Source organism: Bradyrhizobium sp. 35, from assembly GCF_023073215.1.
Classification (GTDB): Bacteria; Pseudomonadota; Alphaproteobacteria; order Rhizobiales; family Xanthobacteraceae; genus Bradyrhizobium; species Bradyrhizobium canariense_D.
The window spans coordinates 78,439-105,420 of record NZ_JADPJC010000120.1 but is presented as its reverse complement, the minus strand read 5'-3'; the positions used below and the strand labels follow the sequence as shown (position 1 = coordinate 105,420).

Genomic DNA, 26,982 nt, shown 5'->3' with positions numbered 1-26,982 from the left:
GTACATGCCAAAATTCCTCCGCATCGGAATCCATCAGTCGAACGTATCGGGTTACACGTCGAAGGCGTGGTGTGTCCGGCGCGTTGGCACGGCGATCCTCCTGAAATGGGGCGCCGTGGAAGTCCAGGGCGCGGGTGACGGACGAAAGGTCTACTGGACGCGTCTGCCGCAGCAGAAGACAATTCGCTGCGGCAGCGCGCAGCGCGCCCAGGATTACGCCAAGGCCGCGATCGCGCGGCGCCGCAATCATCGCTATGAACCGCTGACCGGCGCGATCGTGCTCCGGCGCCGACCGGCCGCAGGCAACACCGAGCTCAAGCGGGCGCTTGCCACGATCCTGATCGTCGATATCGTCGGCTCCACCGCAAAAGCCGCAAAGCTCGGCGATGTCCGCTGGACCAAGATCATGGGCCATTATTACGCGGCGGTCCGCAAGGAGCTGAAGAGCTCGCGCGGCAAGGAAGTCACGACGACGGGCGACGGCGTGCTGGCGACGTTCAAGACGCCGGCCGCCGGAATCAATTGCGCGACCGCGATCCAGAAGGCCGTGCGTACGCTCGGCCTCGAGATCAGGGTCGGCCTGCATGCCGGCGAATACACCGTGAGTGGCACTGAGGCGGTCGGCCTGGCCTTCCACATCGGCACCCGCGTCGCCGCAAAGGCGAGCGCCGGCGAGGTGCTGGTGTCGAGCGCGGTGAAGGAGCTGATGGCGTCGCAGTCGGCGATCAACCTGAAAGATCACGGCATTCACCGGCTCAAGGGCGTGCCGGAAAAATGGAGACTCTATAGAGTGGAGGGGTGAGAGTGGGTGAAGCTCTCACCGTCCTTCGTAAACGGGTGGACGCTTCTGTGCCTCGGCATCCCGCCCTTCCTGGAAGTCCCTGGTCGTGAGCAGCGCACGATATTGGTCGCCAAGTTGGGCAAGCGCGGCCTCGGGGTCTTCGAGCGCAAGGTGCGAGGACGCAATCGAGGTCTTGATGCCGAGGGGAGCGCATGCGGCGATCTTCTCGGCGATCTCGACGGCCTTCGCGCGAGCGGCGTCGCGGTTTGTTGCCACCTCCTGAACCGTTCCCATCCGGAGCGCTTCGTTCGCATCCCAATGATCGCCCGTCAGAATGAACCGCATGGCATTTCCCCAGCCGGCTTCTCGTGGGAAGCGAACGGTTGAGCCGCCGCCGGGAAAGCGGCCGTGCGTGTTCTCGTCCTGGCCGAAATCCGTGTCTTCCGATGCTATGCGGATGTCCGCAACGAGGAAGATTTCGTGCGCCATATTCCAGGTATCGCCATGCACCGCGACAATCAGCGGCTTGGTGAGCGCCGGTTTGGTCCGCCCGAGAGGGTCGATGAAGCCGGGTCCCTCCATCATCGTCTTTCCCGATTGAGCAAATGCCTTGTAGGCGTCGACATCGACACCTCTGGAGAAGCGTTCGCCGTAGCCGAACAGAACCGCTGCACGCAGCGAGGGATCTCGATCGTACTGGTAGTAGGCTCTCGCCAGGCTCTCTGTCGCCTCCGGGTCCAGCCGATTGTCGATGCCAGGCCGGTTGATGCCGATCAGCACGATGTGGCCTTTGCGCTCGATGGTGATCTTCGTCCGCTCACCGTACGGAATGTCCGCCATCGGCGCGGACTCGTCAGATTGTGACATCATGGATTCTGTCTTCCCGTGCTGATGAGAGCGCTGCAGCGATGATGTGGTATCATGCAGAAGATTGCATCAGGCCCGACATGGGCGATCGTGCGTATCGGAAAACGCATCTGCGTTTTCGAAACGACGATGAACGAGGGTGTGGGCTCAAGAGCGTGCCGGAGCGGTGGCGGGGTGGGGACTGAGGCGATTGCGCGCGGGGCGGATCCACGCCCTCATCTCATCTGGACGACGATTTTCCCCCTGGCTCGTCCCTTTTCGAGATAGGCCAGCGCGTCTTTCGCCTGTTCGAACGGAAAGACCTTGTCGATCACCGGCCGGATACGCTCCGCCTTGAGAAGCTCGCCGATCTCGGCGAGTTGCCTGCCGTCCGGGTGCACGAACACGAACGAATACTCCGCGCCGATCTTGCCGGCGCGGCGAATGATCTTGCGGCTCAGCCATCCGAACAGGAACACCATGACGACGTTCATCCCGCGGTCGCGCGCGAACGCGGCGTCCGGCGGCCCGACCAGCGAGGCAATCCTGCTCCCCCGCTTCAGGATCCGAAGCGATGTCTCGACCGCATCGCCCCTGAGCGTGCCCAGCACCGCGTCGTAGTCCCGCAGCGCTTCCTCGAATTGCTGGGTCTTGTAGTCGATCACCTCGTCAGCCCCGAGGCTGCGCACCAGATCGATATTTCCAGTGCTGGTCGTCGTCCCCACTTTGGCGCCGAAATATTTCGCGAGCTGGATCGCGAACGTGCCGATCCCGCCGGCGCCGGCGGGGATGAAGACTTTCTGGCCGGGTTTGAGACGTATGCGCTCCCTAAGAGCTTGCCACGATGTCAGGCCGACCATCGGGATCGAGGCCGCGTGCACGAAGTCCAGGTTCGGCGGCTTGAGCGCGGCGGCATCCTCCGGCACGGTCGCGAATTCGGCGAGAGCGCCTGTGCCGAGATCAAAGATGCTGGCGAAGACGGCGTCGCCCGGCTTGAAGCGGGTCACGCGGCTTCCGACCTCGACGACGACGCCCGCCAGGTCGCTGCCCAGCGTGGCCGGCAGTTCAAACTTCAGGATCGGCTTGAACGTTCCCTTCGGAATCATGTTGTCGATCGGGTTCAACCCCGCGGCATGAACCTGGACCAGGATTTCGTTCGGCTTCGGCGTCGGCCGCGGGATATCGGCCAACGCGATCTGGTCCGGCTTGCCGTAGCGCTTGAACACGAGGGCTCTCATTTTTTCTCTCGGTCCGAAGGTTCTTCGCACTGGCAAGATTGCGGCCCTCAGAAAGCCCGCGCGGTGCGGGCGGGCTGCAGCGCCGCCGTCGCATCCAGCCGCAAATCCTTTCGGATTCCGGCATCCACCAGGGCTGCGGGCGCGAACCGGCGCAGAAATCGCAGGCGCTTCGCAAGGCTGCCGGCCGCGTATTTGAGTTGCGGGCGCACCGCGCTCGCGGCCTTCAGCACGGCATCGGCCACGACGCCGGGCTGTTCGGCCGTCGCCATCACCTCGTTCACCCGCTTGGTCACGCCGGCGCGCGCCTCGCGATATTCGTCGAGCGTGGCGTCGGGCTCCATGAAGTTCGCGTCGAACGGCGTCTTGGTGTAGGCGGGCTCGACTACGGAGACCCGGATGCCCCGCGTGCGCAGTTCATGGTCGAGCGATTCCGAATAGCCTGCCACGGCGTGCTTGGTCGCGGCATAGAGCGCGCCGTAAGGCATCGGCAGAAAGCCGAGCACTGAGCCGATGTTGATGATGCGGCCGCTTCCATGGCGCCGCATGTGCGGCACGACGGCGCGCGTCATCCGGATCAGGCCGAAGAAGTTCGTCTCGAAAATCGCGCGCGCCTGCTCCATCGAGCTCTCTTCCGCGCCGGCAGGGGCAACGCCGAAGCCGGCGTTGTTGACGAGCAGGTCGATGCGACCCTCGCGCCGGATCACTTCGCCGACGGCGGCTTCCACCGATGCATCGCTGGTGACGTCGAGAGCCAGCATCTCGAACGCCTGCTTGCCCGCCTGCGCGCCCCGCCTGCTGGTGCCGAACACCTTGTAGCCGGCGTTCGCGAGTCGCTCCGCCGTCGCCTGGCCGATGCCTGAGGAGGCGCCGGTCACTAGCGCGATCTTCGGTGTAATCCTGTTCATAATGCCTCTCCGACGCCACTACCGGGCCTGAAATCGTTTGATTACGATCGTAACTATTGATATACATGACGATCGTAATTATAAAAGTCAAGCCCCGCCTCTAAGGATCGGTCCCATGCGCGTCTCAAAGGAACAGGCCGCCAAAAATCGCGAGCATATTCTCGAGACCGCCTCGCGCCTGCTGCGGGAGCGCGGCATCGCCGGCGTCGGTGTCGACGCGCTCGCCGAGGCGGCCGGGATGACGCACGGCAGCCTCTATAGCCAGTTCGGCTCCAAGGAGCGGCTGGTCGAGGAGGCGGTGGCCCATGCGATCGACGCCAAGGGTCAGGAATTCCCCGAGGCCTTCGAGCTCGAGGACTATGTTTCGCACTATCTCTCGCCGGGGCATCGCGACGATCCCGCCGCCGGCTGCCCCTTCGCTGCGCTCGCCTGTGAAGTGTCACGTCAAAGCAGCGGCCTGAAGCAGCGTTTCACCGCCGGCGTGCGCGGCGTGATCGGCTTGCTGAGCAGCCGAATGGCCACCGATCTGAAGCCACGCCAGCGCGAGGACAAGGCGCTCGCCGCCGCCGCCTCCATGGTGGGAGCCCTCGTGCTTGCCCGCGCCGTGGACGATCCCAAGCTGTCGGACGATATTCTTCGCGCGACGAGGAATTCGCTGGCGGGGTGAGGCCGCGTCCCGGCGGGGCGCCGAAAGTCCGGAACAAAATTCCGGTGACGACGTTCGACGTCGCGGACAGCCAAAAGCGATGGCTGCCGATCTTCGACATCGACATACTTTCGAACGCGCATGGATGACTACAGCGATCTGGTGCTCGGCATGTTGGCCCTGGCCGTCGCTGCCCTCCTGTTGGTGGCGGGCGAGCTCTATCTCGTGACCCGGCCAGAGCCGCCGCAAACTCACGCGCCGGCCCCACCGGTCGTTACATCGTCGGCCGAAACCATTTTTTGTCATGTCGATTTTGGAGCGTAAGCAGACCAACTCGAAGAGGTGGGCAATGGGAAGCACTGCAACTGTTCCGATGCTGTCGTCTGAGGGCGGATTGACACATTACCTGGCGGAAATTCGCAAGTTTCCGATGCTGCGGCCCGATCAGGAAATCGCCTACGCCAAGCGATGGCGCGAGCACGGCGACCGCGAGGCAGCCTATCATCTCGTCACAAGCCATCTGCGGCTCGTTGCCAGGATTGCGATGGGATATCGCGGCTACGGCCTGCCGGTTGCGGACATCATTTCCGAAGGAAACGTCGGCCTGATGCACGCCGTCAAGCGTTTTGAGCCGGAGCGGGGCTTTCGGCTCGCGACCTACGCGATGTGGTGGATCAAGGCGTCGATCCAGGAATACATCCTGCGGTCCTGGTCGCTGGTCAAGATTGCCAACAGCGGGGCGCAGAAGAAGCTGTTCTTCAAGCTTCGCCGGACCAAGGCGGAAATTTCCGCCCTGGAGGATGGTGATCTCCGCCCCGAGCACGCCAGCCGGATCGCGCGGCGGCTCGGCGTGCAGGAGAACGACGTCATCGAGATGAACCGGCGCCTCGGCGGCGACCTGTCGCTCAATGCCTTGGTGCGCGACGCCGACGGCGGCGAAGTCCAGGACTGGCTCGTCGACCCCGCGTCCAGTCCTGAAGCCGCGTACGCCGAGCAGGAAGAAACCAGACGGAGGCGTGAAGCCCTCGCCGGCGCCATGGGCGTCCTCAAGCCGCGCGAGCGCGACATTCTCGAGGCGCGCTGGCTCTCCGAGCCGCCGCTGAGACTTGAGCAGCTCGCGGCACGGTATGGCGTTTCACGCGAGCGGGTGCGGCAGATCGAAATGCGCGCGTTCGAAAAGGTTCGGGCTGCTATCGGCGGGCGCCTGGCAGCCGGCTCTTGAAACCAAATCGCCGCCTCCTAATTCTTTTGGCAGCCGCATGCGAGTGCGGTGCCGGACGCCAAAGCAGGGTCCGGCAAGGCCATCGGGGCTCGCCCCGGTGATGCTCTTAATCCATGTTGCTCACAGGAGGATGTGGTTATGAGAACCGACGATATGTCTCCCCTCTGGCGTTCGACCATCGGTTTCGACCGCCGTTCCGCCGCGTCGCATCGCGATCGATGCTGCCGGCAATGCCGACCCGAAATCGAGCACAAGCAGGCGGCCTGACGAGTTGATCGTCCGGGCTTTGCAGCGCGTGCGTGGCCCTCGCCGCGCGCCGAGCTGCGCCAATCGACAATCAAGACAGGAGATAAGGAGAAACGACAATGGCACTACGCGATCTCATTCCGTGGAACAACGGCTCACGCAATATGGCCGTTCAGCGCGGCGAAGCCGGCAACCCGCTGCTTGCGCTTCATCGTGAGATGAACCGGCTGTTCGACGACGCCTTCCGCAGCTTTGATCTCAGTCCGTTCGGCTCCTCGACCGCAATGGGCTGGCCGAACGTCGAACTCGACGAGAGCGACAAGGAAGTGAAGGTCGTCGCCGAGCTTCCCGGTCTCGAACAGAAGGACGTCAACGTCGAGCTTGCCAACGGCGTGCTGACGATCAGCGGCGAGAAGAAGAGCGAAACGGAAGACAAGGAACGTCTCTTCAGCGAGCGTTACTATGGCCGTTTCGAGCGGCGCATTCCGGTCGATGACGTCGACCAGGACAAGGTCGCGGCTTCCTTCAACAACGGCGTTCTCACCGTCACCCTGCCGAAGTCACCGGCGGCACAACAGAAGGTGAGGCGCATCGCGATCAACGGCAAGTAAGCATGAAGCGGCGGGCGGGAGCCACCGCTCTCGCCCGCGTCCGGCCGGCGGCGGCATTCGCGTCCGTCGGCTCGCTGCAAAATTTTACGGAACGCTCGGAAACTTCAATTCCGGTCTGGCGTTTTGCGGTCGGTTTCCAAGTTCTGGGAGTCGCATATGAAGAAACTTGCGTTGGTCCTGACGATGATCTCGGCCCTGTTCGTGGCGGCGGCCTCGCCGGCGCAAGCCCATGGCTGGCGCGGCGGCTGGCACGGCCATTGGGGAGGTCCCGGCATCGGCTTCGGTCTTGTTGCCGGTGCGCTTGCGGCCGGGCTCGCGGCCGATGCCTATTATGGCCCGCGCTACTATGGCCCGCCCTACGGCTATTATGGACCGCGCGTCGTGCGGCGGGCCTATTATGTGCCTTACGCCTACGCTCCGCCGCCTTATTGGGATCCCTGGTGGTGACGAGACAAGGCCCGGATCATCATCCGGGCCTTTTGCGTGAGGGCAATCGGTCAGCGGTTCGCGGCGCGCCTATTTGCGGTTCGCTCCCGTCGAGCCTGAGCCCGGCATAGCCTGCTGACCGCCCTGGGTTTGCCTGGTGTCGTTGTCGCCTGGCCGGGTCGTGGAGGACTTGGCCGGTGCGTTCGCGCCGCCGCCATTGTTGTCCGATGACGTGTTGAGGCCGGAGGCTCCCGCTCCCGTCGTGCCGCCGGTGCCTGAGGAGTCGATGCTCGACCCGGTCCTGGACGCACCCGCGCCGCCTTGCGCGAATGCGGAAGAGGGGAATGCGAGAGCCGCAACGAGCCCTGCGAGAACCAGCTTTTTCATGTCCGCTCCTGTGCTTGACGTCGTCACATGCCGTGCCGAGGCAAAGATCTCGGCACGCACCTGTTCCTGGGCGGGAGCGGAAATCCCGCGACAGCGACGATGAGTCATCCCGAGCTCATCGCACGCGGGGCGATCCGTTCCTGCGCCTGCGGCGTCAACTCGTAGCGATCGCCGGCTTTCACCAGCCAGCCCGCCTCGATCATGCGTCGCGTCATGCCTGCGCTGCACAGCGGGTGGCTGCCGCCGGGATGAAACAGCGCGCCCTCGCGTTCGATCAGGTAGCCGTAGAGCCGCGCCTGTCGAAGCGGGTTTTGCATCCCTGGTGTGGGCGCCTCCATGGTCTCTCGCGCAGTCCTCCAAGACGGCCTGAGATGCCGGGCCGATCCCCCGTCAGGCGGCCCCGGCCTGTGGCCCGGGGGCGGGGCTTCGAGCCGAGGCCGCCATTGCCGGAATCGCAAGGACCCGGCGCGGCCCAATACGCAACGGCCCCAGGTCGTTCCAACGACGTCGTTCCTGCGAGCTCGGTCCTACAAACTATGCGTTGCTCTTTCCGGATGGGTGTCGGCAAGGCGAATTGCCTAGGCCGACCAACGATCCTGCTCTTCCTGGTGAGCATGCTCGTTCAGCCGTTCGGCGATCTGATCCGCGATCGTGTCCGACTCGGCCGAGGCCACCGGCTCGCCCTTGTGGGTCCTGAGCTTGTCCTTGTCGGCTTCGATGGGGAAATCGTCGGGCTTCAGTCCGGCATCTTTGGTCATGCTGCGCCTCATTGTGTTTCTCGCATCCGGAAAACACGGGCGAGGGCCGTTCGTTGCTGGAACAATGAAGGCGCAATCGAAAGCCACAGCCTGGCGCAAGCGCCGCGCGGCCCGCGCTTTGCTCAGGCCCCGCCGACGGCCCGGATCACGGTCCCGCTGCCGCCGCACGTCGCGCAGGGCGCGCCGTCGATCCGCCCCTTGCCATGGCAATCCGGACACACATCTTCGCCGGTGCCCATCGTCCCCGGTGCGGCTTCGTCCCCGGGGTTGAGCGCCGCCGAACCCGTCGGCGGTGTCCCGGTCTTTACGCCCTCCGTGTCGGTCTTGGTCATCTGCAGCTCCCTCGAAAAGACCGCAACGCGTCTTGCCGCAGGAAGTGCCAATCGTGATGTCAGATGCGGTGAACGTCAGTCGCGAGCCTGCGCAACCTGGGAAAGTACGCCGTCCGCATTGGAGGCCATCACCTCATCATCACCGCACGCCCGTGCCTTTGCAGCGCTGGCACTTCACCACCTTGTCGCCCTTCTTGAGCAGGCCTTTGCCTTCGCAGTTCTTGCATTTCTGCTTCTTCTTGATGTTCGGGCCTTTTTCATTGGTCATGGACGGCTCCTGCCGCGAAAGAGCGGTTGATTGAGCATTGTATGGGCGGGTTCTCGGCGAGAACACGCAGCGTTTCTGGTGGGGCAGCCCAGCGGAACAGCCGAACGGTGCCAGATAAGCCCTACGCTCATGTCGGCTTCGGCACCACCCGCACAACGATGGCGCGTGATCGCGCCGATTGTTCGTCGCCACACGGCTCCCCGGCCTCGGAACGTTCACCGCCTAAACGCATTTAGGTGGTGTCAGATGATGGAGGCCTGAATGGCGAGCGGACTGGCGCACCGGCGCTTGGCGTTGAACGGGATGTCGATCTTCTATCGCGAAGCGGGACGCGCCGGCGCGCCGGTCCTGCTGCTGCCGCACGGCTATCCCTGTTCCTCCTTCCAGTTCCGCCGGCTGATGCCGGCGCTCGCGGACCGGTGGCGGACGATCGCGTTCGACTGGCCGGGCTTTGGTTACAGCGGCACGCCCGACCCGTCGGAATTCGCCTATGATTTCGATGCCTATGCAGACGTGCTGGCCGGCCTCGCCGATGCGCTCGGCCTCGGACGATACGCCTTGTGGCTCCACGATTACGGCTCCCAGATCGGGCTAAGGCACGCGATCGCTCACCCCGAGCGGATCGCCGCGCTCATCATCCAGAACGGCGATATCTATGAGGATGTGCTGGGCCCGAAATACGCGACCATCAAGGCCTGGTGGGCGGACAAGACGCCGGCGAGGCACCGCCCGCTCGAGGAGGCCGTGAGCGAGGATGGCTTCCGTGCGGAGTTCGTTGGCGAAGTGACGGACGACGTCGCTGCCCGGGTGCCGCCCGACCTCTGGAAGCTTCATTGGCCACTCATGGACACGCCAGTGCGCCGACAGGTCTGCGTCGGGCTGATGGAGAAGCTGGAGGAGAATCTCGGCTGGTTCGCGCGCTATCAGGCGTATCTGCGCGAGCACCGTCCTCCAACGCTCGTGGTGTGGGGCCCCGAAGACGGATACATGCCGGCCGAGTCCGCCCGCGCCTATCGCCGCGACTTGCCTGATGTCGATCTGCACCTGCTCGACGGCGCCGGACACTGGCTGCTCGAGACGCATTTCGATGAGGCGCTGCCCCTGGTCCGCGCCTTCCTTGCGGGTGTCCATGCCTGATCGTCCCACGGCGCGGCCTTCGCCGCGCTGGTGTCCCTTCGCCGCCTAAAGGAGGAAGCAAGCATGCCAACCAATCCTTCCATCGCACGAATCTGGCGTGGTCGTACCCGGCGGGACATCGCCGACAGCTACGAGCAATATCTTCCGCTGAAGGCATTCCGCCGCTCGAGAAGACGGCGCTCGGCGTCCAGCTGCTGCGCGAGGACCTTGACGAGGAGACATGGTTCACGACCATCTCTTACTGGTCCGACATGCAGGCAATGACTGCCTTCACCAAGGCCGAGCCGACCAAGGTGCATCACCTCGACCGCGATCCCGAACTCCTGATCGAACTCCCTCAAAGGGTGGAAATCCACCGCGTTCTGGTCGATCGGTACGGCATGCGCTGAGCACGACGGTGCGCAACTTTGTCCTCTTCGCCGCAATGTCGTTGATCTGGGGGCTGACCTGGGCCGCCATCAAGGTCGGGCTCGGCGATCTGCCCCCGCTGCTGCTCGCCGCCGCGCGATACCTGCTGGCGGCCGCACTGCTGGCCATCGGGGTGCGCGGGGCCGGCGCCGCATTCGCCGAAGGCCGCGCACGGCCAACGATCGTTTCAGCTCTGCTGGTCAACACCGGCACCTACGGCTTGCTGTTCTGGGGGATGCAGCACGTGCCATCAGGGCTGTCGGGGCTGGTCAACCTTACCCTGATTCCGGTCCTGCTGTTCGCCCTCGCCGCGTTGACCGGCGAGGAGAGGCCGACCTGGCATCATGCCGTCGTGCTCGCGATCGGTTGTGTCGGTGTCATCGGGCTGTTCTGGGCGCGGCTCGGGGCCGAGTCCGATGCGAGCGGCCTTGGGCTCGCGGCGATCGTCGCCGCGACCGTGAGCTATTGCGTCGGCAGCGTGGTCGCGCGTCCGTTGGTCGGTCCGGTGAAGCCCCTGGCGCTGACGATGGTGCAGGCGGCGATCGGCGGCGCCGCCCTGCTCGGCCTTTCGCTGGTGCTGGAACCCGTATCGAGAGACACGCTCGACGCTTTCCTCACTCCGGCGGCAATCGGCAGCCTGTTGTTCCTGTTGCTGCTCGGAACGATCGTGGCTTATACGATCTATCTCGTGCTGCTGCGTGAATGGGGTACGATGCGCGCAGGTCTGTATGCCTTTGTCTCTCCGATCATCGCGCTTGGCACCGGTGCGTGGTTGTTCGGCGAGGCGATCGGCTGGCTCGAGATCGGCGGCGCTGCCCTCATGCTGGTGGCCGCCGCGATGGCGCTGCTCCGGCCTTGGGAAGAACGTCCGACGTGAAGCGTTTGCGCAGCATCGCCGATCGACCGCCGCCGCTTCACCGCGTAGCGGGGAATCTGGCGCTCGATTTCGCCAACACGATCAGCTGGCGCGGCACGGACCAAGAGGTCGATCACTTGCGCGACGCCGAGGGAATGCTGGCCTGGGCAAGGGATGCTGGACTGGTGGGCGTCGATTTTTCGCTTAATGCAAGGCAGCGGGCGTTGCTGGCCGAAGATGGCCGGCGCCTGCGCAACGCGATCGACAAAGTAGGCGCTGCGATCGCGGACGGCGATGAACCGCCGGCGCTGGGCATGGCGGTGATCCACGATGTTGCGGCCCGTACCTTCACGGCCGCATTGCTGACCGGTTCGCCGGCCACCATCGAATTCACGCACGGGGACCGGATCCTTGGTCCGCTTGCCTGGGCTGCGGTCGACCTGCTGCGCGGCGACGAACTCGACCGATTGAAACGATGTCCACAGCACGACTGCCACTGGCTGTTCATCGATCGCACCAAGAACAGATCCCGTCGCTGGTGCGAAATGGCCACCTGCGGAAACCGCGCAAAGATGCAATCGCGCCGGTAAGCCGACAGCTGCCTTGAACAACAAGCCTCCAGCTCTATTTTGCGCTCGAGAAAGCATCCGCTGCGTAGACGACCTTGCCGCCCACGACCGTCAGCAGAGACGCCGTGGCGCCAATCTGCTCGACGGGGACGGACAGAAAATCCCGATCGAGAATCGCGAAGTCGGCGAGCTTGCCGGTCTCCAGCGTGCCGCGCCGCGTCTCGTCGAAGCAGAACCACGCGCTTCCCACGGTGTAGAGGCGCAAGGCATCTTCGCGGCTGGGTGTTTCGTCCGGGCCGCGCGTCGAGAGTCCGCCGACGGTCTTGCCGTCGAGCATCCATTGCAGCGCCACGAACGGATTGTAGGATGCGACCCGATGCGCATCCGTGCCGGCCCCGACATGGACTCCCATGCGCAACGCCGTGACGAGGGGTGGCATGCTGCGGGCGGCTTCGCCGACCTGCGCCACGATACGGTCACCTCCGAGATACATCGCGTCCTGCATGGTCCAGCCGATACCAAGGGCTTTCATGCGCGCCAGCGTTTGGGGCGAGGTGTTGTCGAGATGGGCGATGGACCAGCGCAACGGCGCGAGCGGCGTCTCCTTGTTGACCTCGTCATAGAGGTCCAGGAGGTGATGGACGGATTTGTCTTCCTGCCAGTGGATGGTGACTGTCAGCCCTTGTTTGGCCGCCCAGCGAATGATCTCGCGGAACTTGCCCTTGGCGGCCGCGTCGGGCGCATTGTTGTTGTACATGGCGCCGGTGATCCGCTCGCCTAGTCCGTTGAACCGCAGCATGTCGTCGCCGAATCCCATCGGCAGGAACGGCGTGAGAGTCTTGTACTCGTCGAATTCCGCGCCGACATTCTGGGCGAACAGGCTGAAGGCAACGCGAACCGACAATGATTTGTCACGCCAGAGCTTTTGCAAGGCCGCGTAGTGGCTGGGATAGATGCTGAAGCCGCCGGGATCCACGATCCCGGTCACGCCGAGACGATTGAGCTCCGTGAAGAACTGCCGGGTCCCGGCGACATTCTCCTCGAAATTCGGCCTCGGCAGCCGATCGAACAGCGCGGAGATACTGACGATGGAGCCGTTGAGCCACCCCGTGGCGTCGCCCGATGCGGCGCGTTCGGTCGTGATCCCGGCCGACAACTGATCCGCGGACATCCCGAGGGCTTGCTGCGCTTTGGGCGTCATCAGCACCGCCGAATAGAACAGCTGGATGTAAGCCGGATTGTCGGGAACGGCCGCCATCACCTCGGCGAGCGTTGGCCGCCGCTTCTCAGTAAACTGCAATTCGCTCCAGCCGCCGGCCACGATGATCCAGGATGCCGGGCGCGCTGTTGCCGCCTGGCGCAAGCGTTCCATGGCCTCGGGAATCGTCTTTGCGCCGATCCAGTTGACCTCGGTTGCGTAGGTGAGGCCGGCGCGCACGGCGTGAATATGGGAATCGATCAATCCCGGAATGATGGTGCGTCCACCTGCGTCGACCCGGCGCGTCGCGGGCCCGATCAGGCCTTCCACGGCATCGTTGCCGCCAATAGCAACGATCTTGCCGTCGCGGACTGCGAGAGCCTGCGCGATCGTCGATGCGGGATCCAGCGTCACGAGCTTTGCGTTCGTGACAATGAGGTCGGCCTTTTGTGCGTAAGCCAAACTGGCCCAGCACGAGATCACCAAAATCGCCAGAAGCTTTCGCATCATCAGTCCCGACATGAGAGAGGCCGAAGCGGCGCCACACATCCGCCGCCGGATGCGCTCGCGGACATCGCGTGTCGCAACGGGGAGTATCGTGATCCTGACCATGTCTGGCTCCAACAAAATCAGCCGGTCCACCGGAAAATCCGGTCAAGGCCCAAGTTTGATTTTGCAGCCCGCCTTCGCCGGTTGGGCTTCGGCGCGGCAGCCTTCGTTTGTGGCTCCGGCTTGCCTAGCCGAAGCTCGCGAAGCGAGCGAAGGCTGGCGGGCCCGGCAGGACTCGAACCTGCAACCAGACCGCTATGAGCGACGGGATAATGATCGGTCTTGTCTGCGTTTGGAAGTGCCGGAGGAGATTATGCCAGACGGTAGCATCGCCTTGCCAGACAAACATCTTGCTTCCCTCCATGGGATCGTTGAGTTCCTGAGGCGGCGCAAAATAAATTTCCTGCTTTTCGAGCTCGTGGAATTCATCGAGGACAGCGCTGGTGCGGCGAAAGCGAAAAAGATCGGTTGTAGGCTATCGGCCGCTGCGATGTTGAAGGTGCCCAAAAGTCTCTTATATAGCGCATCTTACGTCGGTCGGTAGAAAGCGATACCCTCAGTCGCCCGAGTACATCACGTCCGAAACCGCAAACTCCTGCTCGATGAAGCGGCGTGCCAGCCGGTGCATGACGCGGGCAGCCGTATGCAGGCGGACAATCTCAAGGGCATCGTCGGGATCGGACGTTGAGTGCTTTCCCGCATGCGCAACCGCAATACGGCATGAATCGTGTATATATTTATGCGGCGGTTCGCTGCCGCATATGGCGAGGAAGCGGCTGATATCGTCGTCTCTCTTGGACTTGCTGCGCAGCGTTTCGAGATTCGTGAGAAACCATTTTCGCGCGGCTTCCTTTCCGGGATATCTGATCTCGATGATTTTGTAGTAGTTCAGCACGGCGTAGCTGACGAATTCATTTTGCTGCGCGTTCCGCGCCTCCCGGTAGAGCGCAAGGGCGCGCCGTGCTTCCTCGGAATCCGGTATCTTCCGGTCGAAGATGTAGTCGTACGCTGTTGTGAACGCGAGGTCGCGCTTTGAGACCGGAACGGGGACGGGATTGCCCGACCACCCATGCTGTGCAATCGCGAAGTTATCGTCGCACCATGCCATCACGCTAAGAAAGCGGTTGATGACCGTCATAGCGCCTCGTTCGTCGAGGCGGTTGGCCGTCAGATCGATGTGGGCCGATTGCACGTTTTCGTTGGTCTTGGGCATGAGCACCAACTGGTACCGATCGAACGTGATGAGCTTTTCCTCCTTGGGCCAGGTGACCTGATTGTCCACGCCGACATGGAGATAGCGCGAGCCATTACGCACGCCGAGCTTACGGTAACGTTCCTGTTCGGCTTCTTCGGAATCGTATTCGGAGCCGTCGCCGTCAGGTGGCGCGGGAAAGCGCTCGGCCAGCGCACATTCCCGGGCCAGCCGGCGAAAGAACTCCTGCGTAAACGACAGTTCGCGCAGCGTTGGCGCATTCATCCGATCGCGGTCAGGGTCGAAATCGACTTCGCGTCCGGGCGAGATCAGCGAGACCGCTTCTTTTGGTACAAAATAGACTCGCTGCTTTTCCCCGTTGCGCCGGTACATGACCTCGGCGCCGCCATGACTGTTCATGCCGGTTTCAGCCATGGTAAGGGTCATCCGGATGAACTCCTTTCGGGCTCCGTCATCTGCCAGAAGCGCAGCAATGACGTCGCTCAGCGTCTCGGCCATGAAGAACGACGCCTCGGTGCCTCCAACGGGCCGCAACCCCTCCAGTATGATCGCGACATGCCCGGCCCAACCGGGATGCGTCGGGACAAGCCCAAACACGGCAGCGGCTATATGCTTGCCCGACAGCTTCTCTTCGCGCCGCTCCCTTCCGCGCGGGAGCCGGTCGTAGCGACGCAGTGACTCAAATCGCTGCTCCAATTCCTGCGGCGTGCTGTAAGACACGTCGCTGTTCTGGCACAGCAGCCCAAGAATACGGGCCAGATTCTTTGCATACATCGCCACTCTCTTCCCATGGCCCGACCGGCAGCTAATCGTAGGCCATGCGATAGTCCCGGAGCACGGAATTGGACCCGATTCGGTTAAGGCCGTCCTCGCCGATCGGCAACTCCAGGGCCGTCAGCAGATAGCAGAGCGCTTCCATCGCCTGCGTTGATTTCGAGAAGGCGCGAAATTCGGCGTCACTTTCCGGGTTGAAATGGCCATGGGCACTCTTGCCGCGAAAGCTGATCGCGCGCTTAAGGTGGTCCACGGCCTCGGGTGGCAGAACACCGATGCCGAATTTTGCTTCGACCGTGCCGATAAGACGCTTGAACTGCTGCTCGGCCGTTTCCGCCCTGATCCACCGGATGGCGCCCGCGATCCGCTCGGCAATCGCAGGACCGTGCCCTAGTTCCTGCGCCTTCGCAGCCGCCGTGGCCGCGATTGCGTCGGTATCCGACGGCGAGAGAACGGGTTGCGCTTTTGCGACGGGGATGTCCTCAAGCCAGCGGCAGGCGTTGAGGAGCCTTTCTGACGAAACCACATTCTTCAGGCCAAAGCTCGTTATCATCAGCGCGCCAGGGCGCCGCCACGCCGCCACGCGGTTCATCCAGGCAACGAGGCATTCGCGAAAGGAGGCGAGTTCCTTATCGTCCCAGGATCGTACCGGAGAACCCCCGACCCAGAGGTCGCGATTGTCGATCTCGGCCTCGGGCCAGACATAGTGCACTTCGTGGTCGCCGGGATATTCGTGTTTCTCGATCGCTTCCATCATTTGCGTAAAGGAGAGGCGGTCGATCCGGATCGCCGACGGCTTGAGATTCACGCCGAAGCAAAACGACAGGAAGCCGACGTAATCCGAGACGTACAGGATATAGTCCCGGATGCTTCGCGGCTCTTCGAACTCGATCGCGAAACTCGGCCAGAGTTCCTTGGGGGCGTCGAATTCCATGCCATAGCTGGCGCCGTACCACGCTCGAAGCGTCATTCCCCCGGCGGTGTCGGTGAAAAGCGTGAAGTGCTCCTCATTTGGGTACTTCGTCTGGCCGATCGCCTTGACCTTGGCGTTATGATGCATCAACTGCTTCGAGTGCTTCACCTGGAAGCTAACCCGCTTTACTCCGTCTTCGGCCGTCCATGGATCATGGCCGACAACAGCGACGTTTGAGATGATCTCTTGCCGGCGGGTAGCTCTCTTGGGCTCGATATTGCGCGAGTTCGTTCCCGCAGTCGTCGTGATGTTGGAATGCAGGGAGACAATCTCATTCGTCTCGGTCTGAAGGAAGACGGGTTGCTCCCCCTCAATGTGGAAGAAATCCGTATAGCTGTAAATGTCGGCGCGAATCTCTTCGTCCGACATCAACACGTTTCCCGTAAGGCGATCACCCGTTACTAGCTCAACGCAATGCAGCGGCTTACCGCTCTCGATCTTCGGCATGGAGCGCCTTTAGGTGTTCGGTCTGTTCGACATGACGTTTCAGCTAGAACCGCCATGCCACACAGAGCCACAAGAAAGATCAATACCGCGGGATTACGGTGACTGTGCACTTAATTCATAAGAATTGGGTGCTCGATAGCGGGTCAATCATGGAGTGCGCTGTCACCGCAACTTCACCGATGCTCTCCGCTCTACAGCTGCATGTTCCTTATTGCAGCGGGCAATTGTAAGTCGTGATGATATAGATTCCACGGCGCATCCGTTTCGAAGCAACGATTTCGCAAGTTGATCCGACGTGGCGGAGCCACTCCGAAGCTCCGCCGTCCTGAGTGAGGTTATCGCCCGGGTTCGAGACGAGGTAAGCGTCGTTTTCCATACCTGCCATCCCCCAGCTTTCCCAATCAAGCATTACCGAGTCCCTGTCTGCGAACCATTGCAGTGCGTCCTTGTGAGTGCGTAACCAGGCTAGAAACCGAAGTTCATCCTTCCGCTGCCGGCAGTGCCCAGAACGTTCCGCCGATCAGCGTGAGCATCACCACCAGCGAAATGACGATCGAACGTGCTCGGGGTGAGTTTCTCTCAACTCCTGCCCAGATGCAGAGTCCGAGGCAAACCAATGCCACCGCGGGCAAGTAGAGTGAGATGAGAAGCAGAAACGTGCCAAAGTTCTTGCTGTCCCACGCCAGGGGAGTCGCAGTCGTAACCCCGGCAACAGCGGCAACAAGGGGCAGCCACCATAGCGTACGAGCCTCTTTCTCCGGGGCTTGAGCAAAGGAGGTCATGGTCGCAAATTTATCGAAAAGACCCTTGGAGTTGCAAGCACGAACCGGCTTTCGACGGTCTGCTCTCGGGCGGCAGCCTTCGCATATTTCGCGCCATAGCCGCCTGCGCTGGCCTCGCAGCAGTTCGTCCGTCTTCGCTCTCACTTCGTTCAAGCTACGCCGGACACCACGCTTCGCCCTCGTTCTCCGCGCGGCTGCGCCACGCGTAGCCCGAAGGGCGAAGCGTGGTGGGCCCGGCAGGACTCGAACCTGCAACCAGACCGTTATGAGCGGCCGGCTCTAACCATTGAGCTACAGGCCCCGCCGCGAGACGGCCGCGAAAGCTGCGGCCGGCAACGGTGCGCGGTTCGTTTACAGGGACGGAGGCGGGGGTGCAATGCTGGCGCCGGCGGTTGCAAACGTTGGCGCGGCAAGCCTTGGGATTTTTGAATAACCGAAATTGGCGATGATGCCCTTATAGTCCTGTTTTGCCCGACGGCGCAAGCCCATCTCGCCGAGCCTTCGTCCCCGCCCTCTGGCAATCGCGCCAGGGGGCTCGGTTTTCGATTCTGTAACCCCTTGTAATGCCAAGATCTTTCTACTGTGCATGGGGTTGTTTTCGCACATTTTGTTGGAGAGGGGTCTTCCGATCCCCTCCGATGTCGCGTTGGCGCGCTGCAGGCGCGCGGCAGTTCCGCAGGCCTAGTCCACCGACACGCCGGCGAACTCCACCACCTTGCGCCACTTCTCGGTCTCGTCGGTGACGAGCTTGCCGAACTCGGCCGGCGTCATCGGCTTGGGGATGCCGCCGGTCTCGGTGAGGCGCGCGACCAGCTTCGGGTCCTTCAGCGCCTCGTTGACGGCCTTGTTGAGGATCTCGATCACGTCGGCCGGCGTGCCCTTCGGCGCGGAGATGCCGTAGAAGCCGACCGATTCGAAGCCGGGCAACGTCTCGGCGATCGCGGGCACGTCGGGCACGCTCGGCCAGCGCTGCGGCGAGGTGACGCCGAGCGCGCGGACGTTGCCGCCCTTGGCCTGCTCCATCGCGGAGGGGAGGTTGTCGAAGATCAGCTGCACCTTGTTGGAGATGATGTCGGGGAAGGCGATCGCAGATCCCCGATAGGGCACGTGCACCATGTCGCACTTGCTCATCACCTTGAACAGCTCCGCCGACATGTGCACCGAGGTGCCGTTGCCGGACGAAGCAAAGGAGATCTTGCCGGGATTGGCCTTGCAGTAGTCGATGAACTCCTGAACCGTCTTCGCCGGGAACGCGTTGGAGACGACCAGCATGTTGGTGAGCTGCATGATGCTGGCCACCGGCACGGTGTCGCGCAGGAAGTCGAACGGCAGCTTCTTGTAGAGCGAGGTCGAGATCGCGTTGTTGGGCGCGACGAACAGCAGCGTGTAGCCGTCCGGCGGTGAGGTGATCGCAGCAGCGGCCGCGATGTTGCCGCCCGAGCCGGTGCGGTTCTCGACGATGAACTGCTGGCCGAAGCGGTCGGTCAGCCACTGCGCCATGATCCGCGCCACGATGTCGACCGGGCCGCCGGCGGAGAAGCCGATGATCCAGTGCACGGGACGGTCGGGATAAGCGGCGGAGGCGGGAGGTGCGGCGCCCAACAGCGTTGAAAGGAAAACCAGCCCGAAAACACTGTTACGCAAAATTCGCAACATGACGCCTCCCATGTTCTATTGTCGTTGGGCTGCATGCTTTCACAAAATCGGGGCGCTGCCTACATCGCCGCAAGTCGATGTTGACGCGCCCCCGCCGGGACCGACCATGAGATTCGCTTTTGTTTTCCTTCTCGGCGCGGCGCTGCTTTCAAGCCCCGCTGCCGCTCAAACCGGAGCCAACACCATTCCGACCAACACACCCAGCCTGACGATCAGCTTGGGCACCGCGACGCCCGGCGGCGGTTTTCCGCTCTATGGCAACGCCTTTGCGCAAGTGATGAACGCGGCCGATCCGCAAGTGATCATCGCCCCGCGCAACACCAAGGGCAGCAACGAGAACATTCCGCTCTTGGAGAAGGGCGCGCTCGATCTCGCCCTGGTCGCGGGCGAGCCGGCCTATGAAGCCTTCGCCGGCATCGGCCGCGCGCCGGTACGGTTGAAGATCCTCACGGCGATCTATTCCAACCCCGGCATGTTCGTGGTGCGCGCGGACAGTGCCTACAAGACCATTCGCGATCTGGTCGGTCAGCCCGTCGCATTCGGCGCCAAGGGCTCGGGCCTGCCGATCCTGGCGCGCTATGTGCTCGATGGTCTCGGGTTGAAGCAGGACGAGGACTTCAAGGCGATCTATCTCGACCGCGCCGGCGATGGCCCCGCGATGGTCGAGGATGGCCGTGTCGCCGCACTCTGGGGCGCCGGCATCGGCTGGCCCGGCTTCGCCGCGGTGGCCTCGAGCACATCAGGCGCGCGCTTCATCGCGCCTGACGGGGAGGAGATCGCGCGCATCCGCGCCAAGCATGCGTTCCTGAAGCCGCTCACCGTGCCGGCCGGCAGCTACCCGAACCAGTCCGAGCCGATCGCCTCGCTCGGCTCCTGGAGCTTTGTGCTGACACGCGAAGATTTGCCTGACGATGTCGCCTATCGCCTGGCGAAGACGCTTCACGGTGTCGAGCCGACCTTCTGCAAGCAGCTCGCGCAAGCCTGCGAGACTACGGCCGCGAACACCGTCGCCGCCGCGCCGAAGCCCGAGCTGATCCATCCCGGCGTGATCAAGTACTTTCGCGAGATCGGGGTGGTGAAGTAGCGCGCTTCCTTCCTTCTCCCCCTGTGGGAGAAGGTGGCGCGAAGCGCCGGATGAGGGGTATCTCTCCGCGAACTCAACAGCGAGTTGGACTCGCGGAGACGACCCCTCACCCGGCTTCACTTCGCGAATCCACCCTCTCCCGCAAGGGGAGAGGGTGCACCGTCAGCGCGGCGTCGCTACACCCTCACTTCTTCACCATCGCGCACGCCGGGTCGGGCGGACCGAACGCCTTGTCGCCCGAGATCGTGGTGAGGATCTTGTAATAGTCCCACGGATATTTGCTTTCCTCCGGCGTCTTCACCTGCACCAGCCACAGATCGTGCACCATCAGATTGTCTTCGCGTAAGCGGCCGTTGCGGGCGAAGAAATCCTCGATCGGCTTTTCCCGCATCTTGGCGGCCACCTTGAGCGGATCGTCGGTGCCGGTGTCCTTGATGGCGTTGAGATAGTGCATCACGCTCGAATAGACGCCGGCCTGCCACATCGACGGCATCTTGTTCATCTTGGCGAAGTAGCGCTTCGACCATTCGCGGGTCTTGTCGTCCAGGTCCCAATAGAACGACGTCGTCAGCAATAGCCCCTGGGCGGCCTGCAGGCCCAGACCGTGGATGTCGGTGATCAGCGCCAGCAGCGCCGCCATCTGCTGGCCGCCCTTGAACACGCCGAACTCGGAGCCGGTCTTGATCTCGTTCATGTTGTTGGGCGGACCCGCCGCAATGCCGATGATCTTGGCCTTGGAGGCCTGCGCTTGCAGCACGAAGGAGGAGAGGTCGGGCGTCGCCAGCGGCGGCTTCACCGAGCCCAGCACCTTGCCGCCATTGGCGGTCACGACCGCCGAGGCGTCGCGCTCCAGCGAATGGCCGAAGGCATAATCGTCGGTGATGAAGAACCAGCTGTCGCCGCCGCGCTTGACCACCGCGTCCGCGGTGCCGACCGCGAGCGCGCGGGTGTCGAACACCCACTGGATCGCATAAGGCGAGCAGAACTTGCCGTGGAAATCGGCGGTGCCGGTGGAGTGGGTGATGAACAGCCGCTTCTTCTCGTTGGCCATGTTCTGCACCGCGAGCCCGACCGCGGAGACCGGTACGTCGACGATCAGATCGACCTGGTCGACGTCGTACCAGCGCCGCGCGATGGCGCCGCCGATATCGGCCTTGAGCTGGTGGTCGCCGACGACGATGCTGATCGGCTTGCCGAGCACGGTGCCGCCGAAATCGTCGATCGCCATCTGCGCCGCCGTCACCGAACCCTGGCCGGTCGGCGCCGAGGCCGGACCGTTCATGTCGGTGAGCACGCCGATCTTGACGACGTCGTCGGACACCTGCGCCATTGCGGCGCCCGGCAGCAGCGTCGCCGCCAAGAACGTCGCTGCAAAGCCGGCAGCGACCGGCAGTCCAAATCTCGTTGGCTTCATATTTGTCCTCCCCTGATCCGGCGCGTTGGCCGGTGTACCCCCGGGTATGGCCCGGCTGAATTGGTTTCTTTTGCAACTATTTGGGGGCGGGCGTCAACGTCAGGCGGCGAAGCGGATTTGTCCGGCCGGGGAGGGATCGTAGCCGGTCAGCTCCTCGGCGCGCTGGAGCAACCGCTTTTCGCCGAGGAACCGGATCAGGCCCTGCATGGCGGGGCGGAAATAGCTGCGCTGCCGCATCGCGAGGTCAAAATTCTCCCAGATCAGCGGCACGAAATCGAGGCCGGCCGAGCGCGCGGACGCACGCGTCGCGATGCCGCAATCGGCTTGTCCCGCGCGGACGATCTCGGCGAGATCCGGCCCGGTCAGGGCCGGCGTCTCGATCCGGCGCAAATCGCGCGTCGAGGCGCCGGCGCGCCTGAGCAGCACATCGAGCAGCATCTGCGCGCCCGTGCCCTGCTGCCGCATCGCCATCCTGGCCCCGAGCGCGAGCACGTCGGAAAGGCCGCGCAGCCGCTTGGGATTGCCCGGCGGCAGCACGAGACCCTGCTCGCGGCGCACGAACGCGACCAGCAATGCATCATGCAGGTCCGGAGCGTCTCGCAGGACCGTCGCATTGGCCTCGGCGGCAAGATTGCCGTCGGCGTCGAGGCTGTGGAAGTGCATTGCCACGGCCATCACCTCGTCGCGCTGCAACCGCTCGAGCCCGCGTGCGCTGCCCTCGCTCATCGAGCCCAGGCCCGAGACGGATTCGCGCAGACTCCAATCCAGCAGCTCGTCCTGGCTGCCGCCGACGACCGGCGGCGGCTCCGCGATCAGCATGCCGGCCGGGCGCGCCAGTCCGGACAGCACCCAGAGGTCGAGTTCGTGCCGCGGGAAGAGCCATTTTCCGGTCACCTTGGTGCAGGGGATCGCACCGGTGGTGACGAGTTCGTAAAGCTTGCGTTCGCCGAGCCGAAGATAGTCGGCGGCTTCGCTGGTCGTCAGGAATTCCATCCTGCATTCCTATGCAAATTCTTGCTTCTTTTTGACGTTCGACGCAGGTGGAATTCTGCATTTCAAGTTTTGTCCGCCACGACCATGCCCGATCATCTCGCTGCTTTGCAACACATCCCCACGCGCGATCTCTGCCTTGGTGAACGATCCTGAATTGCTCGCGTGGTGTGGATCTTGCGGTCTTCGCGCGCGGCGCATTGCCGGAATTTCCCGACGCTGCGGGCACAATGTGCAAACGCGTCACGAGTGCGGCGCAATCCATCAGCATCATGATCGCGTCATAGCCAGTGGGAACCCGATCATGGCCGTCCGCCGCCTCTCCGTTGCACTCGCGCTTCTCTGCGGCCTCGTCGCCGGCGTTGCAGCGTCATCCGCGGAGGACCGCGCGATCGTGCTCGCCACGACCACAGCGACGCAGGAGTCCGGCCTGCTCGACTATCTGCTGCCGATGTTCCGTGAGAAGACCGGCATCGAGGTGACGGTGATCGCGCGGCGCGCCGACGAGGTGCTCGAGGGGGCACGAAGGGGCGAAGTCGACGTCGTGCTGATGCATGCACGGCCGCAGGAGGAGAAATTCGTTGCCGACGGTTTTGCGGTGAAGCGCTTTGACGTGATGTACAACGACTATGTGCTGATCGGGCCGAAGAGCGATCCCGCCGGCGTGAAGGGCAAGGACATCGCGGCCGCGCTGAAGGCGATCGAGGCCAAGGGCGCGCCGTTCGTGACGCGCGGCGACCGCTCAGGCACGCATGCCGCGGAGCTCGCGCTCTGGATCGTCGCCGGCATCGACATCGCTCGTACCAAGGGCGCATGGTATCGCGAAGCCAAGCAGGACATGGCCTCAGCCCTTGATGCAGCGCGCACGGCGAACGCCTATGTGCTGTCCGACCGTGGCAGCTGGATCGCTTTTCGGGATCGCGGCGATCTCGACATCGTCGTCGAAGGCGACAAGCGGCTGCTCAATCAGTACGGCGTGATGCTGGTGAACCCCGCGAAGTTTCCGAACGTCAAGAAGGAGTTGGGACAAGACTTCGTCGACTGGCTGATCTCGCCTGACGGGCAGGCGGCGATCGCCGGATACAAGGTCGACGGACAACAGCTGTTCTTCCCCAATGCGGACAAATCGGGCGGCTGACGTTCGTGTCGCCAGCGGTTGCCAAACCGGGCGATGCATGGTCCATCATGGCGCATGACCCAGCGCCTGCCGCCATCGCTGACGCCACTCGACGCCGCGCTCGCCGCGTTGCTGAAGGGGCTTGATCCGCTCGAGCCGGTGGAGTTGCCGCTGAGCGAAGCGGCCGGCTGCATCGCCGCGGGCAATCCGCTGCTCGCGCCGCGACCATCCTGTGACGTCGCTGCCGCGGACGGCTGGGCGTTATGCGCCAATGATCTGGTCGGCGCGTCCTCCTATTCACCGCTGCCGCTGCCGACAGCGCCCGCCTGGGTCGATGCCGGCGACGCGATGCCGGCGGGATGCGACTGTGTGCTCGATGCCGATTCAGTCGAGGTGTCTGGTCCGCTCGCCCAGGTGTTGGCGGAGGGCGTGCCGGGGCAGGGCGTCAGGCGCGCAGGAAGCGACATCGACGGACGAACGCCTGCCGCCGCAGAGGGGTATCCGGTCGGTCCTGCCGCTCTTTTGCTCGCGCGCGCCGCCGGGCTGGACCGGCTGAGCGTGCGCCGTCCGCGGCTGCGCATTGTCAATGTATCAGGTGCAACGCTGACCATGCATTTGATCGCGGACATTGCTCGCGCCGCTGGACTGGATGTGCAGACGAGCGAGGCCGGCGCGCGAGACGCGGGATCGATCGCGGAGACGTTGGGGACGCCTACCTGCGATCTCCTGCTGACGATCGGCGGCAGCGGCGTCGGTCGCAAGGATGCCGCGGTCACGGCGCTGGCCCAGGGTGGTGACGTGATTGCCCATGGTCTTGCGCTCCAGCCCGGACGCACCGCCGCGATCGGGCGGCTGGGAACCATTCCTGTCGTCGGCTTGCCCGGATCGCCGGACCATGCGCTCGCGGTCTGGCTCGCGCTCGTGCTGCCGCTCGTCGACCTTCTGTCGGCGCGGCAGCCGCGCCGACAGATAGTCTTGCCGCTCGCGCGAAAGATTGCATCCAGCGTCGGCATCGCCGAAATGGTCCTGCTGGCCGAGGAACATCATGCGTGGGTGCCGCTTGCGGTAGGAGAATGGCCGCTCCAGGCAATGGCCCGTGCTGATGCATGGCTGCTTGTTCCCGCCGGCCACGAGGGATTTGCAGCGGGCGCGCCGGTCGATGCCTATCTGATGCGGGAATGATATGGGTTTAGCATGACCATGATCCCGCAATCGCAAGTCCGCAGCGCACTCGAACAGGAACAGTTCCTGCAAATCGTTTCCCGCGAGGAGGCCCTGGCACGCTTCGAGGCTGCGCTGTTCCCCCGCGCGATCCCAAGCGAAAGACGCAAGCTCGCAGCAGCGCTCGGCGCGTCGCTTGCTGAAGACATCACTGCGCCAATCGACGTGCCACCGTTCGACCGTTCCAACGTCGACGGCTTCGCGGTGCGCTCAGCGGACCTTGCGACAGCCGGCGAAGGTGCGCAAGTTCGCCTCGGGCTGAATGGCGAGACTATTCACTGCGGCACCGTACCCGCGCTGCAAGTGGCGGCGGGAACGGCAACGCCGATTGCCACCGGCGGTCCGCTGCCGCGCGGTGCCGATGCCGTGGTCATGGTCGAGCATACCCAGCCGGCGGGATCGGCCACCATCGACGTCCGTCGCGCCGCCTCGCCCGGGCAATTCATATCATACGCAGGATCCGATATCGCGCGCGGCGAGGCGCTGCTGCGCGCCGGCACGATCGTGGGCTCGCGCGAGGTGGGCATGCTGGCGGCTTGCGGTCTTGCCGAGGTGAGCGTCGTGCGCAAACCTCGTGTGGCCGTGATCTCCACCGGCGACGAACTGGTTCAGCCCGGCGAGGTGCTCGCGCCTGCTGCGATTTACGATACCAACGGCGCGATCGTCACTGCTGCGATCGACGAGAACGGCGGAGAGGCGGTTTTCCTCGGCGCCATTCCCGACGACGAAGCTCAGCTCGAAGCCGCCATGCGGCGTGCGCTGGCGGACGCCGACATGCTAGTGCTCTCCGGCGGCACGTCGAAAGGCGCGGGCGATCTGTCTCATCGCATCATCGGCCGGCTCGGCCAGCCCGGCATCATCGCGCATGGCATTGCGCTCAAGCCCGGCAAGCCGCTGTGTCTTGCGGTGTGCGACGGCAAGCCGGTGGTGATCCTGCCGGGTTTTCCGACCTCGGCGATGTTCACCTTTCACGACATGATCGTGCCGGTGTTGCGCAAAATGGCCGGACTGCCGCCGCGCTCCGATGCCAAGGTGAACGCGACCGTGCCGGTGCGCATTGCTTCCGAGCTCGGCCGCACCGAATTCGTCATGGTCTCGCTGGTCGAAGGCAAGGACGGCTTGATCGCTTATCCCTCCGGCAAGGGGTCCGGTGCGATCACGTCGTTCGCGCAGGCCGACGGTTTTCTGCGCATCGACGCACTCGCCGACCAGATGCCGGCCGGGACCGAAGCCGAGGTGACGCTGTTCACGCCGCATGTGCGGGTGCCCGATCTCGTCATCGTCGGCAGTCATTGCACCGGCCTCGATCTCGTCACGGCGCAACTCGCGCATGCCGGGCTGACCGTGCGTTCGATCGCGGTCGGCAGTCTCGGCGGACTTGCGGCGGCGCGGCGCGGCGAATGCGATCTGGCGCCGATCCATCTGTTCGACGACAAGAGCGAGACCTACAATGCGCCTTACCTCGTCGAAGGTCTCGAACTCGTGCCGGGCTGGCGACGGATGCAGGGCATCGTGTTCCGCAAGGGCGACAAGCGTTTCGAAGGCCACAGCGCGAAGGACGCCGTCGTCGCGGCGCTCGCTGATCCCTCCTGCATCATGGTCAACCGCAACCAGGGCGCCGGCACGCGCATCCTGATCGACCGGTTGCTCGGTGGTGCGCGCCCGGAAGGCTACTGGAACCAGCCACGCTCGCACAACGCGGTGGCCGCGGCGGTCGCGCAGCATCGCGCCGACTGGGGCATGACCATTGCGCCGGTCGCCAAGGCGGTCGGCCTCGGTTTCATTCCGCTCGCGGAGGAGCATTATGACTTCGCGTTGGTGACGGCGCGGAAGCAGCGTCCGGCGGTGCGGGCCTTTCTCGATGCGCTCGGCTCGGACGAAGCGCGTGCCGCGCTGGAGCGGGCCGGATTCCGGCCGGCGTAGAGCTT

Annotated in this window: 29 protein-coding genes, 1 tRNA gene and 1 pseudogene; 15 read left to right on the top strand and 16 right to left on the bottom strand. The window is 63.9% G+C overall.

Going from position 1 to position 26,982, the window contains the following annotated elements; translation table 11 throughout:
* Window positions 1-4 precede the first annotated feature (4 nt).
* Window positions 5-802 carry an adenylate/guanylate cyclase domain-containing protein gene (locus IVB36_RS25960; protein ID WP_247372482.1) on the top strand — a complete coding sequence of 266 codons (798 nt, stop codon included), beginning with the start codon at window positions 5-7 and terminating at the stop codon, window positions 800-802.
* A 15-nt stretch (window positions 803-817) separates the two neighbouring features.
* Here IVB36_RS25960 and IVB36_RS25955 read toward each other — a convergent pair whose 3' ends face one another.
* The 3 genes from IVB36_RS25955 to IVB36_RS25945 form a co-directional block, all read right to left on the bottom strand.
* Window positions 818-1,621: an enoyl-CoA hydratase-related protein gene (locus IVB36_RS25955; protein ID WP_249803237.1), complete on the bottom strand. Its 804-nt coding sequence runs from the start codon at window positions 1,619-1,621 to the stop codon at window positions 818-820.
* A 242-nt stretch (window positions 1,622-1,863) separates the two neighbouring features.
* Window positions 1,864-2,865 carry an NADP-dependent oxidoreductase gene (locus IVB36_RS25950; protein ID WP_247372488.1) on the bottom strand — a complete coding sequence of 334 codons (1,002 nt, stop codon included), beginning with the start codon at window positions 2,863-2,865 and terminating at the stop codon, window positions 1,864-1,866.
* Between the two features lie 47 nt (window positions 2,866-2,912).
* Window positions 2,913-3,770 carry an oxidoreductase gene (locus tag IVB36_RS25945; RefSeq protein WP_204513725.1) on the bottom strand — a complete coding sequence of 286 codons (858 nt, stop codon included), beginning with the start codon at window positions 3,768-3,770 and terminating at the stop codon, window positions 2,913-2,915.
* A 115-nt stretch (window positions 3,771-3,885) separates the two neighbouring features.
* On the opposite strand from IVB36_RS25945, the gene IVB36_RS25940 reads away from it, so the two are divergent.
* From IVB36_RS25940 to IVB36_RS25920, 5 genes are all read left to right on the top strand, one after another.
* A complete protein-coding gene (locus IVB36_RS25940) occupies window positions 3,886-4,437 on the top strand; it encodes a TetR/AcrR family transcriptional regulator (protein ID WP_204513726.1) in 552 nt (183 codons plus the stop codon).
* 120 nt (window positions 4,438-4,557) lie between these two features.
* Window positions 4,558-4,740, top strand: coding sequence for a hypothetical protein (locus tag IVB36_RS25935; RefSeq protein ID WP_018455661.1), 183 nt, complete (start codon window positions 4,558-4,560; stop codon window positions 4,738-4,740).
* A 25-nt stretch (window positions 4,741-4,765) separates the two neighbouring features.
* Complete coding sequence (rpoH, locus tag IVB36_RS25930; protein ID WP_247372491.1) at window positions 4,766-5,638, top strand: RNA polymerase sigma factor RpoH; 873 nt, start codon at window positions 4,766-4,768, stop codon at window positions 5,636-5,638.
* A 365-nt stretch (window positions 5,639-6,003) separates the two neighbouring features.
* On the top strand, window positions 6,004-6,495 hold the full coding sequence (locus IVB36_RS25925; protein WP_085350347.1) for an Hsp20/alpha crystallin family protein: 492 nt from the start codon (window positions 6,004-6,006) through the stop codon (window positions 6,493-6,495).
* Between the two features lie 156 nt (window positions 6,496-6,651).
* Window positions 6,652-6,942, top strand: coding sequence for a hypothetical protein (locus tag IVB36_RS25920; RefSeq protein ID WP_085350348.1), 291 nt, complete (start codon window positions 6,652-6,654; stop codon window positions 6,940-6,942).
* A 69-nt stretch (window positions 6,943-7,011) separates the two neighbouring features.
* Here IVB36_RS25920 and IVB36_RS25915 read toward each other — a convergent pair whose 3' ends face one another.
* From IVB36_RS25915 to IVB36_RS40195, 5 genes are all read right to left on the bottom strand, one after another.
* Window positions 7,012-7,308 carry a hypothetical protein gene (locus tag IVB36_RS25915; protein ID WP_026232997.1) on the bottom strand — a complete coding sequence of 99 codons (297 nt, stop codon included), beginning with the start codon at window positions 7,306-7,308 and terminating at the stop codon, window positions 7,012-7,014.
* A gap of 104 nt (window positions 7,309-7,412) precedes the next feature.
* Entirely contained in the window at window positions 7,413-7,625 is a 213-nt protein-coding gene (locus IVB36_RS25910) for a hypothetical protein (RefSeq protein WP_018455656.1), read from the bottom strand.
* Window positions 7,626-7,886: 261 nt separating this feature from the next.
* On the bottom strand, window positions 7,887-8,066 hold the full coding sequence (locus IVB36_RS25905) for a hypothetical protein (protein WP_247372493.1): 180 nt from the start codon (window positions 8,064-8,066) through the stop codon (window positions 7,887-7,889).
* Window positions 8,067-8,188: 122 nt separating this feature from the next.
* Window positions 8,189-8,398: a hypothetical protein gene (locus tag IVB36_RS25900; protein ID WP_018455654.1), complete on the bottom strand. Its 210-nt coding sequence runs from the start codon at window positions 8,396-8,398 to the stop codon at window positions 8,189-8,191.
* Window positions 8,399-8,537: 139 nt separating this feature from the next.
* A complete protein-coding gene (locus IVB36_RS40195; RefSeq protein WP_018455653.1) occupies window positions 8,538-8,666 on the bottom strand; it encodes a hypothetical protein in 129 nt (42 codons plus the stop codon).
* Window positions 8,667-8,927: 261 nt separating this feature from the next.
* Between IVB36_RS40195 and IVB36_RS25895 the strand changes: the two genes are divergently transcribed.
* The 4 genes and pseudogenes from IVB36_RS25895 (at window position 8,928) to IVB36_RS25880 (ending at window position 11,657) form a co-directional block, all read left to right on the top strand.
* Complete coding sequence (locus tag IVB36_RS25895; RefSeq protein ID WP_247372495.1) at window positions 8,928-9,803, top strand: alpha/beta hydrolase; 876 nt, start codon at window positions 8,928-8,930, stop codon at window positions 9,801-9,803.
* Window positions 9,804-9,866: 63 nt separating this feature from the next.
* Window positions 9,867-10,192 (top strand): annotated as a pseudogene (locus IVB36_RS25890) (hypothetical protein).
* A gap of 8 nt (window positions 10,193-10,200) precedes the next feature.
* Window positions 10,201-11,088 (top strand): EamA family transporter, encoded by an 888-nt coding sequence (locus IVB36_RS25885; protein ID WP_247372497.1) that lies wholly within the window; start codon window positions 10,201-10,203, stop codon window positions 11,086-11,088.
* Entirely contained in the window at window positions 11,085-11,657 is a 573-nt protein-coding gene (locus IVB36_RS25880; protein WP_085350352.1) for an ABATE domain-containing protein, read from the top strand. Before IVB36_RS25885 ends, IVB36_RS25880 begins: the two co-directional genes overlap by 4 nt.
* Window positions 11,658-11,691: 34 nt before the next feature.
* Here the strand turns inward: IVB36_RS25880 and IVB36_RS25875 are convergent, their stop codons facing one another.
* Window positions 11,692-13,446 carry an amidohydrolase gene (locus tag IVB36_RS25875; RefSeq protein ID WP_247393408.1) on the bottom strand — a complete coding sequence of 585 codons (1,755 nt, stop codon included), beginning with the start codon at window positions 13,444-13,446 and terminating at the stop codon, window positions 11,692-11,694.
* Between IVB36_RS25875 and IVB36_RS25870 the strand changes: the two genes are divergently transcribed.
* Entirely contained in the window at window positions 13,433-13,927 is a 495-nt protein-coding gene (locus IVB36_RS25870; protein WP_157642946.1) for a hypothetical protein, read from the top strand. The two genes, IVB36_RS25875 and IVB36_RS25870, sit on opposite strands and share 14 nt — an antisense overlap.
* A 12-nt stretch (window positions 13,928-13,939) precedes the next feature.
* Here the strand turns inward: IVB36_RS25870 and mauJ are convergent, their stop codons facing one another.
* From mauJ to IVB36_RS25845, 5 genes are all read right to left on the bottom strand, one after another.
* Window positions 13,940-15,370, bottom strand: coding sequence for a methylamine utilization protein MauJ (mauJ, locus tag IVB36_RS25865; RefSeq protein ID WP_247393406.1), 1,431 nt, complete (start codon window positions 15,368-15,370; stop codon window positions 13,940-13,942).
* A 31-nt stretch (window positions 15,371-15,401) separates the two neighbouring features.
* Window positions 15,402-16,790 carry a hypothetical protein gene (locus IVB36_RS25860; protein WP_247372504.1) on the bottom strand — a complete coding sequence of 463 codons (1,389 nt, stop codon included), beginning with the start codon at window positions 16,788-16,790 and terminating at the stop codon, window positions 15,402-15,404.
* A 479-nt stretch (window positions 16,791-17,269) separates the two neighbouring features.
* A complete protein-coding gene (locus IVB36_RS25855; RefSeq protein ID WP_247372506.1) occupies window positions 17,270-17,572 on the bottom strand; it encodes a hypothetical protein in 303 nt (100 codons plus the stop codon).
* A gap of 225 nt (window positions 17,573-17,797) precedes the next feature.
* Window positions 17,798-17,873, bottom strand: a tRNA-Ile gene (locus IVB36_RS25850).
* Between the two features lie 380 nt (window positions 17,874-18,253).
* Window positions 18,254-19,228: a tripartite tricarboxylate transporter substrate binding protein gene (locus IVB36_RS25845; protein WP_035969311.1), complete on the bottom strand. Its 975-nt coding sequence runs from the start codon at window positions 19,226-19,228 to the stop codon at window positions 18,254-18,256.
* Window positions 19,229-19,334: 106 nt separating this feature from the next.
* On the opposite strand from IVB36_RS25845, the gene IVB36_RS25840 reads away from it, so the two are divergent.
* A complete protein-coding gene (locus tag IVB36_RS25840) occupies window positions 19,335-20,312 on the top strand; it encodes a TAXI family TRAP transporter solute-binding subunit (RefSeq protein WP_247372509.1) in 978 nt (325 codons plus the stop codon).
* A 184-nt stretch (window positions 20,313-20,496) separates the two neighbouring features.
* Here the strand turns inward: IVB36_RS25840 and IVB36_RS25835 are convergent, their stop codons facing one another.
* Together IVB36_RS25835 and IVB36_RS25830 are read right to left on the bottom strand one after the other, a co-directional pair.
* The gene (locus IVB36_RS25835) at window positions 20,497-21,726 is read right to left on the bottom strand and encodes an ABC transporter substrate-binding protein (protein WP_018456163.1); all 1,230 of its coding nucleotides are present in this window, start codon (window positions 21,724-21,726) and stop codon (window positions 20,497-20,499) included.
* 99 nt (window positions 21,727-21,825) lie between these two features.
* Entirely contained in the window at window positions 21,826-22,719 is an 894-nt protein-coding gene (locus IVB36_RS25830; protein ID WP_247372511.1) for a helix-turn-helix transcriptional regulator, read from the bottom strand.
* Between the two features lie 301 nt (window positions 22,720-23,020).
* On the opposite strand from IVB36_RS25830, the gene IVB36_RS25825 reads away from it, so the two are divergent.
* Genes IVB36_RS25825 through IVB36_RS25815 form a run of 3 tightly spaced genes read left to right on the top strand, consistent with a single transcriptional unit; the run spans window position 23,021 to window position 26,977 of the window.
* Complete coding sequence (locus IVB36_RS25825; protein ID WP_247372513.1) at window positions 23,021-23,854, top strand: substrate-binding domain-containing protein; 834 nt, start codon at window positions 23,021-23,023, stop codon at window positions 23,852-23,854.
* 54 nt (window positions 23,855-23,908) lie between these two features.
* A complete protein-coding gene (locus IVB36_RS25820; RefSeq protein WP_247372516.1) occupies window positions 23,909-25,015 on the top strand; it encodes a molybdopterin-binding protein in 1,107 nt (368 codons plus the stop codon).
* A gap of 12 nt (window positions 25,016-25,027) precedes the next feature.
* On the top strand, window positions 25,028-26,977 hold the full coding sequence (locus tag IVB36_RS25815) for a molybdopterin biosynthesis protein (protein ID WP_247372519.1): 1,950 nt from the start codon (window positions 25,028-25,030) through the stop codon (window positions 26,975-26,977).
* Window positions 26,978-26,982 lie beyond the last annotated feature (5 nt).